Origin of the sequence: Microbacterium resistens (assembly GCF_031456305.1) — a bacterium.
GTDB lineage: Bacteria > Actinomycetota > Actinomycetes > Actinomycetales > Microbacteriaceae > Microbacterium > Microbacterium resistens_A.
On the sequence record NZ_JAVDUM010000002.1, the window covers coordinates 1 to 14,535 of the forward strand.

Annotated in this window: 14 protein-coding genes and 1 tRNA gene; 12 read left to right on the plus strand and 3 right to left on the minus strand. The window is 66.9% G+C overall.

All coding sequences use genetic code 11. The features are described from left to right. Positions 1–91: 91 nt before the first annotated feature. Positions 92–553: a hypothetical protein gene (locus tag J2Y69_RS02060; RefSeq protein ID WP_310017035.1), complete on the minus strand. Its 462-nt coding sequence runs from the start codon at positions 551–553 to the stop codon at positions 92–94. Between the two features lie 291 nt (positions 554–844). Between J2Y69_RS02060 and J2Y69_RS02065 the strand changes: the two genes are divergently transcribed. From J2Y69_RS02065 to J2Y69_RS02090, 6 genes are all read left to right on the plus strand, one after another. Beyond that, positions 845–1,858, plus strand: coding sequence for a LacI family DNA-binding transcriptional regulator (locus J2Y69_RS02065; protein WP_310017037.1), 1,014 nt, complete (start codon positions 845–847; stop codon positions 1,856–1,858). A gap of 125 nt (positions 1,859–1,983) precedes the next feature. Next, on the plus strand, positions 1,984–3,294 hold the full coding sequence (locus J2Y69_RS02070) for an ABC transporter substrate-binding protein (RefSeq protein WP_396653033.1): 1,311 nt from the start codon (positions 1,984–1,986) through the stop codon (positions 3,292–3,294). A 55-nt stretch (positions 3,295–3,349) separates the two neighbouring features. Then, positions 3,350–4,312 carry a carbohydrate ABC transporter permease gene (locus tag J2Y69_RS02075; RefSeq protein WP_310017041.1) on the plus strand — a complete coding sequence of 321 codons (963 nt, stop codon included), beginning with the start codon at positions 3,350–3,352 and terminating at the stop codon, positions 4,310–4,312. Further along, positions 4,309–5,190, plus strand: coding sequence for a carbohydrate ABC transporter permease (locus J2Y69_RS02080; protein ID WP_396653022.1), 882 nt, complete (start codon positions 4,309–4,311; stop codon positions 5,188–5,190). The genes J2Y69_RS02075 and J2Y69_RS02080 overlap by 4 nt, the downstream gene beginning before the upstream one ends. Further along, complete coding sequence (gene yicI / locus J2Y69_RS02085) at positions 5,190–7,424, plus strand: alpha-xylosidase (RefSeq protein ID WP_310017043.1); 2,235 nt, start codon at positions 5,190–5,192, stop codon at positions 7,422–7,424. Before J2Y69_RS02080 ends, yicI begins: the two co-directional genes overlap by 1 nt. Next, entirely contained in the window at positions 7,421–8,860 is a 1,440-nt protein-coding gene (locus J2Y69_RS02090; RefSeq protein ID WP_310017045.1) for a GH1 family beta-glucosidase, read from the plus strand. The genes yicI and J2Y69_RS02090 overlap by 4 nt, the downstream gene beginning before the upstream one ends. A gap of 128 nt (positions 8,861–8,988) precedes the next feature. Here J2Y69_RS02090 and J2Y69_RS02095 read toward each other — a convergent pair. Then, positions 8,989–9,061: transfer RNA gene (locus J2Y69_RS02095), tRNA-Lys, on the minus strand. Between the two features lie 94 nt (positions 9,062–9,155). Between J2Y69_RS02095 and J2Y69_RS02100 the strand changes: the two genes are divergently transcribed. The 6 genes from J2Y69_RS02100 (at position 9,156) to J2Y69_RS02125 (ending at position 13,719) form a co-directional block, all read left to right on the plus strand. Further along, positions 9,156–10,031, plus strand: a complete 876-nt coding sequence (locus J2Y69_RS02100; protein WP_310017047.1) for an inositol monophosphatase family protein — start codon at positions 9,156–9,158, stop codon at positions 10,029–10,031. Further along, positions 10,028–10,603 (plus strand): hypothetical protein, encoded by a 576-nt coding sequence (locus tag J2Y69_RS02105; RefSeq protein WP_310017049.1) that lies wholly within the window; start codon positions 10,028–10,030, stop codon positions 10,601–10,603. The genes J2Y69_RS02100 and J2Y69_RS02105 overlap by 4 nt, the downstream gene beginning before the upstream one ends. A gap of 87 nt (positions 10,604–10,690) precedes the next feature. After that, on the plus strand, positions 10,691–11,440 hold the full coding sequence (locus J2Y69_RS02110; protein ID WP_310017051.1) for a hypothetical protein: 750 nt from the start codon (positions 10,691–10,693) through the stop codon (positions 11,438–11,440). A gap of 204 nt (positions 11,441–11,644) precedes the next feature. After that, positions 11,645–12,274, plus strand: coding sequence for a hypothetical protein (locus tag J2Y69_RS02115; RefSeq protein WP_310017053.1), 630 nt, complete (start codon positions 11,645–11,647; stop codon positions 12,272–12,274). Between the two features lie 56 nt (positions 12,275–12,330). Further along, on the plus strand, positions 12,331–13,188 hold the full coding sequence (locus tag J2Y69_RS02120) for a cupin domain-containing protein (protein WP_310017055.1): 858 nt from the start codon (positions 12,331–12,333) through the stop codon (positions 13,186–13,188). A gap of 18 nt (positions 13,189–13,206) precedes the next feature. After that, a complete protein-coding gene (locus J2Y69_RS02125; RefSeq protein WP_310017056.1) occupies positions 13,207–13,719 on the plus strand; it encodes a hypothetical protein in 513 nt (170 codons plus the stop codon). Positions 13,720–13,757: 38 nt separating this feature from the next. Here the strand turns inward: J2Y69_RS02125 and J2Y69_RS02130 are convergent, their stop codons facing one another. Next, the gene (locus J2Y69_RS02130) at positions 13,758–14,405 is read right to left on the minus strand and encodes a hypothetical protein (protein WP_310017058.1); all 648 of its coding nucleotides are present in this window, start codon (positions 14,403–14,405) and stop codon (positions 13,758–13,760) included. Positions 14,406–14,535 lie beyond the last annotated feature (130 nt).

The window sequence follows — 14,535 nt, forward strand, 5'->3', positions numbered from 1 at the left end:
GATCAACGACCACTGAGCATCCGAGAGCATCTGAAAGCGCGACACGACCCCAGACTCTCAGCGCATCGCCGACCTATTTGTCAGACACGCCCTAGTTCGCCTGCGGGGCGGGCTTCGCCTGCCAGGCGTACCAGACATCCTTGTCGCGGGCGATCTCCATGCCGCGATCGCAGACCTGGTGGTCCTCTGAGGGGACGGTGGTCGGCCACCAGTCCAGTGTGAAGGGGCTGGGCGTCGGAGCGGTATCCGGTGCCGCCTCACACCCCGGGACCTTGTCGCCGATCCCCGTCTTCGAGGTCCAGCGCAGCAGGTACCCCGGGTCATCGGTCTCGAGGATGGAGATCTTGATGGACGTCGCGTCCTCCGGCACCCAGTCGGGCACGCGAAGGATCATCGACTCGTGGTTCGGATCGGACTTCGACGCCGCGACGGTCGCATAGTCGACGGTCTTGGTCTTGGAGACGAACTCCGATATCTGCGCACATCCCGTGAGGGCGACCGCCGCCAGCGACGTCACCCCGGCAAGGGCGACGAGCTTCCGGCCCTTTCGCATGCCTGCGTTCATAAGTTCCCCTCGATTCACAACGTTCGGGCCTGGGCTTGGTTTCCCACGGCCTCTTCTTCGACGCTATCCGGGAGGGGTGGGCGCGGTCGCCCGTCGGGAGATGTATCCGTCGTCCGTCTTCAGGATGATCGGCGGATCGCCCGATCGCATGTTTGTTGTCAAAAACCACATAAAGCTTGCGGGTGCCGTCCCGAGGCGTCTATCCTCACTCAAGAGGCGAAACGAAGCGCTTCGACAGATCGCAAGAGGCGACGATCAAGAGACGACGATGGAGTCAAGATGACGACGATCCACGAGGTGGCCGAAGCCGCCGGAGTGTCGATCAGCACGGTCTCCTATGCCCTCAGCGGCAAGCGCCCCGTGTCGGAGAAGACCCGTCGCCGCATCGAGGAAGTCGCCCTGTCTCTGGCGTACGAGCCCGATGCCGGCGCGCGTATGCTCGCGGGGCGGCGCACGCAGATCTTCGCTCTCACTGAGCCTCTGCGCGCCGATACCCATGCGCCCACGCATATGGCTTTCGTGCTGGCGACCGCGGTCGCCGCCCGTCGTCGCGGCTACGACATCCTGCTGCTGACGGACGAGCAGGCGTCCGATGGTATGAATCGGGTCGTCGCGAGTCATCTCGTCGACGCCATCCTCGTGCTCGATGTGGCACCGGACGATGAGCGCGCCGACATCGCTCGCTCGATGCGCACGCCCACCGTCTTCATCGGCGTCCCCGACGACTGGAGGGGTCTGACATGCGTCGACCTCGACTTCGAGGCTGCAGGATGCCTGGCGATCGACCGGCTCGCCGATGCCGGACATGTGCGCGTCACGCTCGTCGGGCAGACCGAGGTGGCGTATCGGAAGTCCAACTTCCCTCGGCGACTCCTCAGGGGTGCGCAGGATCGCGCGATCGAGCGCGAGATCGCGTTGGATCGAGTGACGAGCGGCGAATCCGCCACCGACGCCTCCGCCGTCCGGGAGGCGGTCGAGGCGGCCCTCGCACGAGGTGATCGGGCGTTCATCGTCCATGCGGTCGATGATGTGCACGTGCTGCTTCTCGACACGCTCGCGGCGCACGGACTGCAGGTCGGCAAGGACGTCTCGGTGGTCTCCGCCGCCGCATCCTTCGATACATCGACGCTCGCGGTCCCGATCGACGTCATCCCGCTCGTTCCTCAGCAGTCGTGCGAACTCGCCGTCGATCTCGCTGTGCGACGCCTCGAAGGCGATGACCTCGCCGCCCGGGTCCATCTCATTCCGCCCGAATATCACTCTGCCGGCTCGGTCGTTCCCGCGCGGGGGTGACGTTCTCGGAACGTGTAGCCGCGTCGTCGAAGTCGAAGCGCTTCGACGATTGTCGCACCCACAACTGAATACCCGACCCATCGAAGTGTCTGGCCCCAGGGCCACGGAGAAAAGGAGTGCCGATGATGGCACGCAACACCCGCAGAACGAAGACCCTGGCCGTCGCGGCCGTGCTCGCAGCGATGGGGATCGCATTGAGCGGATGTGCCTCTGGCGGTCCCGGAGAGGGCGCCGGGGGCAGCCAGACCCTGAAGCTCTGGCACTACGAGGGCGCCGACAGCGCCATGGGCAAGGCGTGGGCCGAGGCCATCGCGGTCTTCGAGAAGGAGACCGGCGCCACCGTCGAGTTCGAGGAGAAGTCCTTCGAGCAGATCCAGAAGACCGCCAGCCAGGTCCTCGATACGGACGCCGCTCCCGATCTGATGGAGTTCAACAAGGGAAACGCCACGGCGGGCTTCCTCGCCTCCACCGGTCTGGTCTCCGATATCTCCGAAGCCGTCGAGAAGCACGGTTGGGACAAGAAGCTCGCCCCGTCCCTGCAGACCACCGCCAAGTACTCCGAGGACGGAATCATGGGCGGTGACACCTGGTACGGCGTTCCGAACTATGGCGAGTTCGTCGGCGTCTACTACAACAAGGACGCCTTCGCGGCGGCGGGCCTTGCCATCCCCACGACGTATGAGGAGTTCACCGGCGTGCTCGACGCCTTCGTCGCGAAGGGCATCACCCCGCTCGCCGAGGCGGGAGCCGAGTACCCGCTCGGGCAGCTCTGGTATCAGCTTGCGCTCCTCGAGGGCGACCGCGGCTTCGTCGATGACTACCAGCTCTACAAGAACCCGGTCGACTGGAAGGGCACGGAAGTCGCCTCGGCGACTGCGACGTTGAAGGAGTACGTCGACAAGGGCTACATCGCCGCTGATGTCTCATCCGTCAAAGCGGAGGACGCCGGCGTCTCGTTCATCAACGGCACCTCGCCGATCTTCGTCTCCGGCTCGTGGTGGTTCGGTCGCTTCGCCGCAGAGGCTACGGGCTTCGACTGGACGATGACCGCTTTCCCGGGCGCCGAGCTGTCGCTCGGATCATCGGGGAACCTCTGGGTCGTGCCGGAGAACGCGGCGAACAAGGAGCTCGCCTACACCTTCATCGACATCACGATGCGCCCGGAGATCCAGGCGATCATCGGCAACAACGGCGGTCTGCCCGTCGCGGTCGATGCGGCCGACATCACCGACAAGAGGAGCGCCGAGCTCATCAAGACCTTCAACGGGGTCCTCGACAAGGACGGACTGTCGTTCTACCCCGACTGGCCGACGCCCGGTTTCTACGACGTGATCGTGCAGGAGCTGCAGGGGCTGGTCACCGGTGTTCAGGATGTCGCGACCACCAACGCGAACCTCGGCGTCGCCTATGACGAAGGAACCGCGGACTTCCGCTGATCCGACGGTGGGGGCGGCGGTGTCGCCGTCCCCACCCCTTCCAGGAGTGATGAAGATGTCTCGTGAAATGCGTTCGACCCGGGTGAAGCTGCCACCCGAACAACCGTCCATCCCGCAGCGAAGGGGCGGCACCGGGGCCTATTGGCTCTATCTGCTTCCCGGCTTCGTTCTGCTGCTCGTGATCGTCGTCGTGCCGCTCGTCTGGAACGTGTACCTCACGTTCACGAAGTGGAAGGGGGTGCGGACGCCGGAGCTCATCGGCCTCGAGAACTGGCAGAGACTCTTCACGGATGAGGGGTTCTGGACATCGTTCACGAACTCCGTATGGATGATCCTCGCGATGGTGGTCGTGCCGACGGTCGTCGGTCTGATCGTCGCGGCTCTGCTGTTCGACGTCGTCGGGCGCAAGTTCGGCGGCAAGGTCGGCAGCTTCCTCCGAGCGACGTACTACCTGCCCCAGATCCTGCCCATCGCGGTCGCCGGCATCGTGATCGGCTGGATCGTTCGCCCGGGATCCGACGGCGCTCTCAACCAGATCCTCGGCTGGTTCGGGGTCCCGCCATACGACTGGCTGGGACAGATGCCGTCGGCGCTGATCGTCCTCATGATCGTCATGGTCTGGGTGCAGATCGGCTACCCGGTGGTCGTCTTCATGGCGGCATTGCAGCGGGTCGACCCCGAGCTCTACGAAGCGGCCGAGCTCGACGGGGCGAACTGGTTTCAGCGATTCTCCGCGATCACCATGAGCATCATCCGCCCGGAGATCTTCGTCGTCACCCTCACCTGCACGATCGCCGCTCTCAAGGTGTTCGGTCCGGTGTACATCATCACGCGCGGCGGTCCGGCCGGCGCCACCCTGGTTCCGGCGTACTACGCCTACCAGGAGTTCTTCACGAAGCGGAATGTCGGCTACGGCGCGACGATAGCGACCGTCCTCACGATCGTCGTCGTGATCGTGTCGATCGTCTTCATCCGCGTGCAGAACTCCATCGAACTCAAAGAGAGGGCGGGGCTGTGAGCGCCACCACTGTCATCGTCACCGGCAAGCCGGCGAAGAGTCGCGGCGGCATGACGAGGAAGCGCGGAGTCGACTGGCTGATGCTCGCCCTCGTCTCCGTCGGAGCGCTGCTGGTCGTCGCGCCGTTCTACCTCGTGCTGGTGAACTCGTTCAAGTCTCCCGTCGACTACGCCACCTCCGGGCCTCTCGCCCTTCCGGAGGCGCTCGACTTCAGCGGCATCCTGAAGTTCTGGGAGCGGGTGAACTTCCCGCAGAAGGTGTGGAACTCGATCCTGATCTCGGGTGTCGTCGCGGTGCTCGCGGTGCTGATCTCGATGCTCAACGCCTTCGCGATCGGCATCGGCCGGGTTCGCGGCCGCAGCTGGATCGTGCTGCTCTTCCTGCTCGCGAACCTTCTTCCCCAGGAAGCGCTGCTCTACCCGCTGTATTACATGTTCAAGTCCGTGGGGCTGTACGACAACGTGTGGTCGGTGATCATCGTGTTCACCGTCATCCAGGCGGCGTTCGGCACCTATCTGCTGTCCTCCGTCTACGGCACCTTCCCGAAGGAGGTGCTCGAGGCCGCGTCCCTCGACGGTGCGAGTCGCTGGCAGATCCTCTGGCGGGTCGTGTTCCCGATCAGCCGCCCGACGCTCTCGGTGCTGCTCATCTTCTTCTTCATCTGGACGTGGAACGAGTTCCTCATCCCGCTGACGTTCCTCGCGTCGAATGCGAATCAGACGGTTCCGGTCGCGATCAGCGTGCTCCAGGGGGATCGCCTGATGGACGTCACCACCACGAGCGCATCCGCCCTGCTGGGCATCATCCCTACCCTCATCTTCTTCCTCATCTTCCAACGCACGCTCACACGCGGCATCACGGCAGGAGCAGTCAAGTAATGAAGTTCACCGACGGGTTCTGGCAGCTGCGGCCAGGCGTCACGGCGCTGTACGCGCAGGAGGCCTACGACATCGCCGAGACTGCCCGCACCGCCGATGGCCCGGGAATCGTGATCACGGCGCCCACCGGGGTGATCGCCAAGCGCGGTGACGTGCTCAACAGGCCGGTCCTCACCACGACGTTGTCCTCTCCGGCGGAGGGCGTCATCCGGGTGCGCATCACCCATCACCGCGGGGGCCGATGGCACGGCGGTTTCGCGCTCCCCGGTGCAGGAGGCTCAGCGGCCTCCGTCTCGATCTCGGCGGACGGGGGAGTGCTCGACGCCGGCTCGCTCGTGGCGCGGATCGTTCCCGGCGCACCGTGGGACCTCATGTTCGAGGTGGAGGGGCGCCGGGTGACCGGCAGCGGCCACAAGGCGCAGGGGCACATCCAGCTCGCTCCGGGCGCACAGGTCGACCGGGGGGTCGTCGGCAACGCTCGTCAGGGAGGAACCGCCCCGACGGCATCCGCGTTCATCCACGAGCAGCTCGATCTGGGCGTCGGCGAGCACATCTACGGACTCGGGGAGCGCTTCGGCCCCCTCGTCAAGAACGGCCAGGCGGTCGAGGTGTGGAACGCCGACGGGGGAACCTCGAGCGAGCAGGCCTACAAGAACGTGCCGTTCTACCTCTCGAGCGGCGGCTACGGGGTGCTCGTGAACGACGCGGGCCATGTGTCGTTCGAGGTCGGCTCCGAGGCCGTCGAGCGTGTGCAGTTCTCGGTCTCGGGGGAGACGCTGGAGTACTTCGTGTTCGCGGGGCCGACGCCGAAGGACGTGCTGGGCCGCTACACCGGGCTCACGGGCCGACCGCCCGTCGTGCCGGCCTGGTCCTACGGGCTGTGGTTGTCGACGAGCTTCACCACGGACTACGACGAGCAGACCGTCACCTCGTTCGTCGACGAGATGACCGCCCGCGAGTTGCCGGTGTCGGTCTTCCACTTCGACTGCTTCTGGATGCGCGAGTTCAACTGGTGCGACTTCGAGTGGGATCCCAGAGTCTTCCCGGACCCTGAGGGCATGCTCGATCGACTGCATCGCAAGGACCTTCGCGTGTGCGTCTGGATCAACCCGTACATCGCGCAGCGCTCCCCGCTGTTCGACGAGGCGGCCGACAGCGGGTTCCTGGTTCGGCGCGCCGATGGCTCCGTCTGGCAGTGGGACCTGTGGCAGGCGGGGATGGGGCTGGTGGATTTCACCAACCCCGACGCCGTCGCCTGGTACCAGTCCCATCTGCGGCGGCTCGTGGCGCAGGGCGTCGACTGCTTCAAGACCGACTTCGGCGAGCGCATCCCCACGGACGTGGTCTGGGCGGACGGCAGCGATCCGGAGCGCATGCACAACCTCTACACCGAGCTGTACAACCGGGCGGTCTTCGACGTGCTCACTGAGACGCGGGGCGAGGGCCAGGCGGTGCTGTTCGCGCGCTCCGCGACGGCGGGCGGGCAGAGCATGCCGGTGCATTGGGGAGGAGATTCCACGTCGACCTTGACCTCGATGGCCGAGACCCTTCGCGGAGGGCTCTCCCTTGCCCTCACCGGGTTCGCCTTCTGGAGCCATGACATCGGCGGGTTCGAGGGGATGCCGGATGCCGCGGTCTTCAAGAGGTGGACGGCGTTCGGCCTGCTCGGCTCGCACTCGCGCTTCCACGGCTCGAGCTCGTATCGGGTGCCGTGGGCTTTCGATGAGGAGGCGGTCGATGTGACGCGTCGCTTCACCCACCTCAAGATGCGTCTGATGCCCTACCTCTACCAGCAGGGGCTCGACGCCGCAGCCACGGGCGTCCCGCTGATGCGGCCGATGGTGCTCGAGTTCCCGGACGATCCGGCGGTCGCCTATCTCGACCGTCAGTACATGCTCGGCGCGAACCTGCTCGTCGCGCCGGTGTTCTCCTCCGACGGATCGGTGGAGTTCTACCTGCCCTCCGGCGAATGGACCTCGCTCCTCACGGGCGAGACCGTGACAGGCGGTTCTTGGCGGCGTGAGGTCCATGGCTTCGATTCCCTGCCGTTGTACGCGCGGCCGGGGACGATCCTGCCGTGGGGGGCCAAGGTCGACGGGCCGGAGTACGACTATCATGACGGGTTGCAGCTCCGTGTCTTCCCCGGGGGAACGGGTATCTCCTCCGTGACCGTGACGAACCCCGACGGTCGTGCGGAGACCTACACCGTCGACCTCGAGGAGGTCACCGCATGACCGCGCCGTCTGCCCCGAGTGAGGACTATCGGGGCTCCGGGCTCGTGTTTCCCGAGGGATTCACCTTCGGGTCGGCCACGGCCTCGTACCAGATCGAGGGCGCCGCGGCGGAGGACGGGCGCACACCGTCCATCTGGGACACGTTCAGCAAGACGCCGGGGAAAGTGTGGAACGGCGATACCGGTGATGTGGCGTGCGATCACTATCACCGTGTCGATCAGGACCTCGATCTGATGGCGGATCTCGGTCTGCAGGCGTACCGCTTCTCCGTTGCCTGGCCGCGCGTCGTCCCCACGGCGTCGGGCGAGGTGAACCGGGCGGGCGTCGACTTCTACTCACGGCTCGTCGACGGGCTGCTGGAACGCGGCATCCGTCCGGTGGCGACGCTCTACCACTGGGATCTCCCGCAGTATCTCGAGGACGCCGGCGGATGGACGTCGCGGGTGACGACCGATGCCTTCGAGCGCTATGCCGAGATCATGGGCGCAGCCCTGGGCGACCGCGTCCACACGTGGACGACGCTCAACGAGCCGTGGTGCTCGGCCTACCTCGGGTACGGACAGGGCGGGCATGCGCCGGGGCGCCAGGAACCGGCATCCGCTCTCTCCGCCGTGCACCATCTGAACCTCGCACACGGCCGGGCGATCCAGGCATTGCGCGCGACCTCGACCGGAGACCCCGACTACTCCGTCACGCTCAACTTCCATGTGCTGCGAGGGCAAGGGGATCGCGCGTCCGAGGCGACGCGCCGCATCGACGCGTTGGCGAACCGGGCATTCACGAATCCGATGCTGCGCGGCGAGTACCCCGCCGATCTCCTCGAGGACACGGCCGGCGTGAGCGACTGGTCGTTCGTGCACGATGGAGACCTCGACACCGTGAACCAGCCGATCGACGTGCTCGGTGTGAACTACTACTCGACGGCGACCGTGCGCTTGTGGGACGGAGTCTCTGAGCAGCAGCGGAACGACGGGCACAAGGGTTCTGCGGGCGGTACCGCCTGGCCGGGCAGCGACCGGATCGTGGAGTTCGTCGAACAGCCGGGGCCCTACACGGCCATGGGCTGGAACATCGCTCCGGAGGGACTCGAGGAACTGCTCGTGTCGTTGGCGGAGCAGTTCCCTGACCAGGCGCTGATGGTGACCGAGAACGGCGCCGCGTTCGAGGACGAGGTCGCTGAGGACGGTTCGGTGCCCGATCCGGACCGCACCGACTATCTGCGTCGGCACTTCACCGCGGCCCATCGCGCCCTGGAACGTGGAGTCGACCTGCGCGGCTACTTCGTCTGGTCGCTGCTCGACAACTTCGAGTGGGGATACGGCTACGCCAAGCGGTTCGGCATCGTGCGCGTCGACTTCGACACCATGGAGCGTACGGTGAAGGACTCTGGGGCCTGGTATCGGGACCTCGTACGTACGCGGACGATCACCGCCTGAGGTCGCGCGAGAGCGCGGACGAGAGGGCTCTGATAGTCATATCCCGGGGGCGGCATCGAGACTAAGTCGGTCGACCCCGGGAAGCAGAAAAGCCCCGGTAGATGGCGAGATCTACGAGGGCTGATCCGTGCACCCCCTCGGACTTGAACCGAGAACCCACTGATTAAGAGTCAGTTGCTCTGCCGATTGAGCTAGAGGTGCGTGGCCGGTTATCCCCGGCCGAGGAATTACATTACCAGGGGATTCGTACAAGGGGAAATCGGGGCCGCACAGGCTCGCCCCCTATCCTGGACGGGTGCCAGAAATCCCCCTCCCCGCCGAGCTCCAGGGTGATCTCGACCTCGCCCTCCGCCTCGCCGATGCCGCCGATGCCGAGTCCTTCCCCCGTTTCGACGCCGCCGATCTGCGCGTCTCGCTGAAGCCGGACCGTTCGCACGTCACGGATGCGGATCTGGCCACGGAGCGCGCGATCCGCGTGATCCTCGCCGATGAGCGCCCGCAGGACGGGATCTTCGGGGAGGAGTTCGGGAGCGAAGGGGACTCGCGCCGGCAGTGGATCATCGACCCGATCGATGGGACGGCGAACTTCCTGCGCGGAGTGCCGCTCTGGGGAACGATGATCGCGCTCGCAGTGGACGGGGTCCCCCTGATCGGCGTCGTCAGCATGCCCGCGCTGGGTCGACGCTGGTGGGGCGTGGTCGGACACGGAGCCTGGACCGGGACGGTGGAGGCCCCCCAGGCGATCCGGGTGTCGGAGGTCTTCTCGCTCGATGAAGCCAGCGTGAGCTTCCAGAGCATCGCGCAGTGGGATGCGGCGGGTCACCTCGACGCCCTCATCGCCCTCAGCCGGCGGGTCTGGCGGGACCGCGCCTACGGCGACGTCTACTCGTACATGCTGCTTGCCGAGGGGCGGGTCGAGATGGTCGCCGAGTTCGGCGTCAAGGAGTACGACATCGCCGCGGCCATCGCGATCGTCAACGCGGCAGGCGGTCGTGCGACCTCGTACGCCGGCGAGGAGACGCTGTCGGACCGGTCGATCCTCGCCACCAACGGCGTGCTCCACGAGGACTTCCTCGCGCTGCTGAGCGGCGCGTCGGGGGCGGCGTCGGGGTTGGCGTCGGGATCGGGGAGACCCTCGGCCCCGACGGGTGAGACGGAGGCGGCGACATGAGCGTGCGCCCGATCCGACTGGCCATCCCATTCGTCGCCATCGCGCTTCTCGCGGGCATCACGGCCTGCGCGCCGGGGGCGACGACTCCCGACCCGGCGGCAACGTCCGGGACCGTGGCATCCGGTGAGCCGACGACCGATCCGGGGAAGGGCGGGGCGCCGGCCACACCAGCCGAGGCCCCGACCTGCGAGACGCTGATCAGCGCGGCGACGGTCACCGCATTGAAGGAGCAGGGGTGGTCGGCGCGGCAACGGGACTTCGCGATCGGGCCGGACGTGGTCGCGGGCGGGCTGGAATGCCCGTGGTCCGACTACAGCACGGCGTCCGACCGCGGTCTCCTGTACGGATGGGCGCCGATCTCCGCGGATGCGGCCGTCGAAGCGCAGAAGAGCCTCGTGGCGCAGGGGTGGATCCGCGAGGAGGACGGACGTGGCGTCTACGTGACGGTGGATCCGAAGTTCGCCTTCACCAAGGACGATGACGGCTACGGCATGACCTATCTCTTCGGCGACGGCTGGGTCACGGTCTCCGACACCAAGCAGGGCCTCGTCCTCATCACCGTTCCCGGCTGAGCCGTGGTCGCCTTCCTGCACGAGTGTCCGGCCGAACCCGGGCGCGTCAGTGAGGACGCTGCACTCGTCGGTGACGGAATCGGCGTCGTGGTCGACGGCGCCGGTCTTCCCGCATCCATGCGCCGCGGGTGCTCCCACACGGTGGCCTGGTACGCCCGCGGGCTGGCCGCCGCCTTCCATTCAGCGCTCGCGGAGCGGTCCACCTCCATGCGAGAGGCGCTCGGTGCGGCGATCTCCACGGTGACCGCGATGCACTCGGGAACCTGCCGGCTCGGGGAAGGGTCGCCGAGCGCGACCGTCGCCGCGTGGCGAATTGAGGACGAGGCCGTCGACGTCCTCGTCCTCTGCGATGCCTCCGTCGTGCTCCACGGACGTGACGGATCGACGCGGGAGATCACGGACGACCGCATCGAGCATGCGGTCTCCCGCCGCGCCGCCGAGATCCTCGCTGAACATCGGGGGACCGAACGCCAGGGGAGGGGGATCCCCTCACGCGATGAGGTCGCCGCCGCGCGGTTCGCAGCCCTCGACGCGACGCGCAATGTCGATGGCGGGTTCTGGTGCGCGCAGACCGATCCGTCCGCCGCGGATCGCGCCCTTGTCGAGCGGCACCCGCTCTCCGGTCTTCGCGCCGTGATCGCGGCATCGGACGGTGGGACGCGGGGGTTCCAGCTGGTCGGCGCCCACTCGCTCGATCATTTCGCCCGACTTGCGACCGAGGGCGAGCTGGAGACGATCGTCGCCGAGATCCGCTCCGGCGAGGATGCGCGCTCAACCGCGTCGAGCTTCGACAAGCCCCACGACGACATCGCGATCGCGGTCGCGGCATTCGCCTGAGCGACTACGACCACGACCACGATCAGGGGCGCGACCGGGATCACGACCACGGCGCGTTGGATCCGTGTCGAGTGTCTGCTCTTATGGATCAATCGTCCGCCGATTCGCTTTCCCATCATTTTGTGGCGGTTTCCGTCGTAATACTGGACACCGCTTGGAGGACCAGGGGGACTCCGCAAAGCGAGATCTAGGGAGAGAGAACGAATGACCAACTCGGAGAGCCTGGGGACGCCGAACGGCGTGCGACGACGGACGGTGCTCAAGGGGGCGGCCTGGAGCATGCCGGTCGTTGCCGCGGCCGTCGCCCTTCCGAACGCGGCAGCGTCCACGGACTGCGCCTGTTTCGTGCCGTCGACCCTCGGCCAGGGGGTGAGCTTCGGCGTCACCGAGCTGACCGGTGGCCAGGGGAAGGTCGTCTACAACTCGGGCTTCGGCATCGACGGGACCCAGTGCGCGCACACCTCGCAGACCTACCAGGTCACGGTGCTGTCGACCACGCTGACGATGAGCGATGGCCAGGGATACACCGGGACGATCATCTCGGGAGGAACGACGAACAACAGCTTCGCGTTCTCGCACGGGGCGGTTCCGGTGAACCTGCGGTTCGACGGGGTCCACTTCCCCGACGGGAACTACAGCTCCTTCGGCGGCAACGTTCCGGTGTCGCCGCAGTCGTTGACCGTGGTCGCCCAGTTCGACTGGGACGGCAAGCAGTGCACCAAGACGCTCAACTACGCCTTCAGTCTCGGGGGCGCGGGCTTCACCAGCGGACAGGTCTCCGGAGGAACCGCCGTCATCGGCGTCTCCTACCAGATGCAGATCGTCGGCGCCTGACGCTACCATCCATCGCCGGCGGATGCTGTTCCCGCCGGCGATGGATGTGAGGAGTCATGATGAAGGCAGGCAACGCGCCCGCCGCGGGCGGGCTGGAGCGGCTGGGCTGGTCGGGGAGAGCGGAGGGCGCCCGCAGCGTCGCCGACCTCGTCGCGGGGGAGGACTGGCTCGTCGCCAGCGTCCGGACTGGACCGTTCGATGCGCAGGCGGTCGATCTGGGGGCCTCGGTCTGCCGTGCGATCATCGGCGTCGCAGGGCAGGCGCAGTTCGAGGTCGGTGACGTCTCCTTCGGGCTGCGGCCCAGGGAGGTGCTCGTCATCAACGGCGACCAGCCGTTGCGTGCGAGGGCGGACGAGCATTGGACGCGCTGGGAGTGGCAGCTGACATCGCCGCCGTCCGGGCTGGTGCGGGCACGGGTGATCCGGCCTCTGCCGTTCGCGGTCGACGCTCCGGTGCATCGGCTGATGGGGAGCATGACGTCCTCGTTGATCGCGTCCCCTCCCGACCCGGCCAGCCGCGCTCAGGTCTTCGTGTATCGCGCGCTGTCCCAGATCGTGGTGGCCGCGGTCGCCGACTCCCTCCGGCTCGGGAGCACCAAGCAGCGCCTGTACGAGCGCGCGCAGTTCGTCATCGAGTCCCGCTACGTCGACCCGACGTTCTCGGTCGAGGCACTGTGCCGCGCGCTGAGCACATCCCGCTCCTACCTTTACGAGGTGTTCGCGGGCTTCGAGACGAGTCCGCGCCTGGAGATCGAACGGCGCCGCATCGTCTCGGTGCTCGCCCGATTCGACCTCGAGACGCTGGATGCGCCCTCACTCTCCGCCGAGGTCATCGGAATCTCGGGCTTCTCCTCGGCGAAGCAGCTCCGACGAGCGCTCTTTCGATATCGGGCGGAGGGGGCGCGAAGCGCCTGACCGTCGAAGAGGAGCCCGATGATCGAGAGCAGCATCACCGTCACGGTCGCCGATCAGGCCGCCGTGCGCCGTGCGCTCGCCGCCACAGTGCTCCCGCGCAGGCTCCTGCTGGTCGGCGCTATCGTCCTCTCGGCCGCCCTGATCGTCAGCTGCCTGTTCGCCGCATCCGGCGACCGCGTCGGTGTCCTCGTCCTCGGCGCGGTCGCGGCTCTCGCGCTCCTCTTCGCGGTTCTCGTGGTCCTTGCCCGACGGGTTGCCGCTCGGCCCGTCGCCGACGCGTTGCCGGAGGGCTCGCCCCTCTCCGTCCGCGCCGCTGCGGAAGGGCTCTCCCTCAGCGGCGCACGCGGCTCCTCGCAGACTCCTTGGACCTCGTTCTCGGGGGCGGAGCGGAACGCCGGCGCTGTGGTCTTCCGAGACGCCGCAGGCAAGGCGGCCTTCGTGGTCCCAGGCCGGGCGCTCAGCGACGAGGCGCTCGTCGCTATCGCGGGGTGGATCGGGATGCCCCTTCGGGGGAGCGCGAAGGAACCGTAGCGGCGATCCAGCGCGACACCCCTGACGTTCGTGCGGGACTATCCCCGGGGGAGTTCCTTGCCGCCGAGCTTTTGCACGGCAGCATCGTAGGGCTCGGACGCAGCCCAGTGTTCCCCGCCTATTACCGGGGAACCGCCGAAGCCGCTGCCCCGGGTTTTCAAGTAGGCGTCTCGCTGCTCCGTGGTCTCGAAGAACATCAGCGTGGAGTCGAATCCGTCTTCGAAGCACTTAACGGCCTCACCTCCCTGCGGCAACTCGTTCGACACATCCTCGTACTTGGTGCAGGTGCCGCCTGCCTTCACATACGCGGCCTTGAGGTCATCGAGAGACGAGTATTCGGTGGTCGGTTGGAGCGCGAGAGAAATCGCGCTCGATGCCATGACGGCCATGAGACACAGCACCAGTGCCAGCGGGGCCGCGCATAGCGCGGTTGCGACGATTCCCACCCATCGGGGTCTGGAGCGCACGATGGCCCACACCCCTACCCCTGTCACGATCAGAAGGGGGAGCAGGACAAGCAGAGTCAGCCAAAGAAGTTGCTGCCCGGGAGGGGCGCCCGCGATCCCGTAGGCGACCGTGACGGAAGCGAGCGCCAGGTACATGAGGCTCAGGAACGCGAGAACTAAGGCGACCATGCCAAGCCAAAGCCGCGCAGGACGGGGGCGCGCCAGATCGGGGGGTGTCATGGCGGTCATCCTATGGGGGAGGTGAGGGAGTGCGAGCGGATCTAGGGGCAATCCCCTAAGGCACGACGAAAGATCCCCGCCGCTGGCATGAGCTGGGGGGCTTGAGGGTCGGATGATCCTCAAAGTGCGG

What these genes read in the sequence shown, in the direction of transcription:
- J2Y69_RS02060 (WP_310017035.1), bottom strand. Translation starts at nt 553, where the DNA reads ATGCGAAAGGGCCGGAAGCTCGTCGCCCTTGCCGGGGTGACGTCGCTG.
- J2Y69_RS02065 (WP_310017037.1), top strand. Translation starts at nt 845, where the DNA reads ATGACGACGATCCACGAGGTGGCCGAAGCCGCCGGAGTGTCGATCAGC.
- J2Y69_RS02070 (WP_396653033.1), top strand. Translation starts at nt 1,984, where the DNA reads ATGGCACGCAACACCCGCAGAACGAAGACCCTGGCCGTCGCGGCCGTG.
- J2Y69_RS02075 (WP_310017041.1), top strand. Translation starts at nt 3,350, where the DNA reads ATGTCTCGTGAAATGCGTTCGACCCGGGTGAAGCTGCCACCCGAACAA.
- yicI (WP_310017043.1), top strand. Translation starts at nt 5,190, where the DNA reads ATGAAGTTCACCGACGGGTTCTGGCAGCTGCGGCCAGGCGTCACGGCG.
- J2Y69_RS02090 (WP_310017045.1), top strand. Translation starts at nt 7,421, where the DNA reads ATGACCGCGCCGTCTGCCCCGAGTGAGGACTATCGGGGCTCCGGGCTC.
- J2Y69_RS02105 (WP_310017049.1), top strand. Translation starts at nt 10,028, where the DNA reads ATGAGCGTGCGCCCGATCCGACTGGCCATCCCATTCGTCGCCATCGCG.
- J2Y69_RS02115 (WP_310017053.1), top strand. Translation starts at nt 11,645, where the DNA reads ATGACCAACTCGGAGAGCCTGGGGACGCCGAACGGCGTGCGACGACGG.
- J2Y69_RS02120 (WP_310017055.1), top strand. Translation starts at nt 12,331, where the DNA reads ATGATGAAGGCAGGCAACGCGCCCGCCGCGGGCGGGCTGGAGCGGCTG.
- J2Y69_RS02125 (WP_310017056.1), top strand. Translation starts at nt 13,207, where the DNA reads ATGATCGAGAGCAGCATCACCGTCACGGTCGCCGATCAGGCCGCCGTG.
- J2Y69_RS02130 (WP_310017058.1), bottom strand. Translation starts at nt 14,405, where the DNA reads ATGACACCCCCCGATCTGGCGCGCCCCCGTCCTGCGCGGCTTTGGCTT.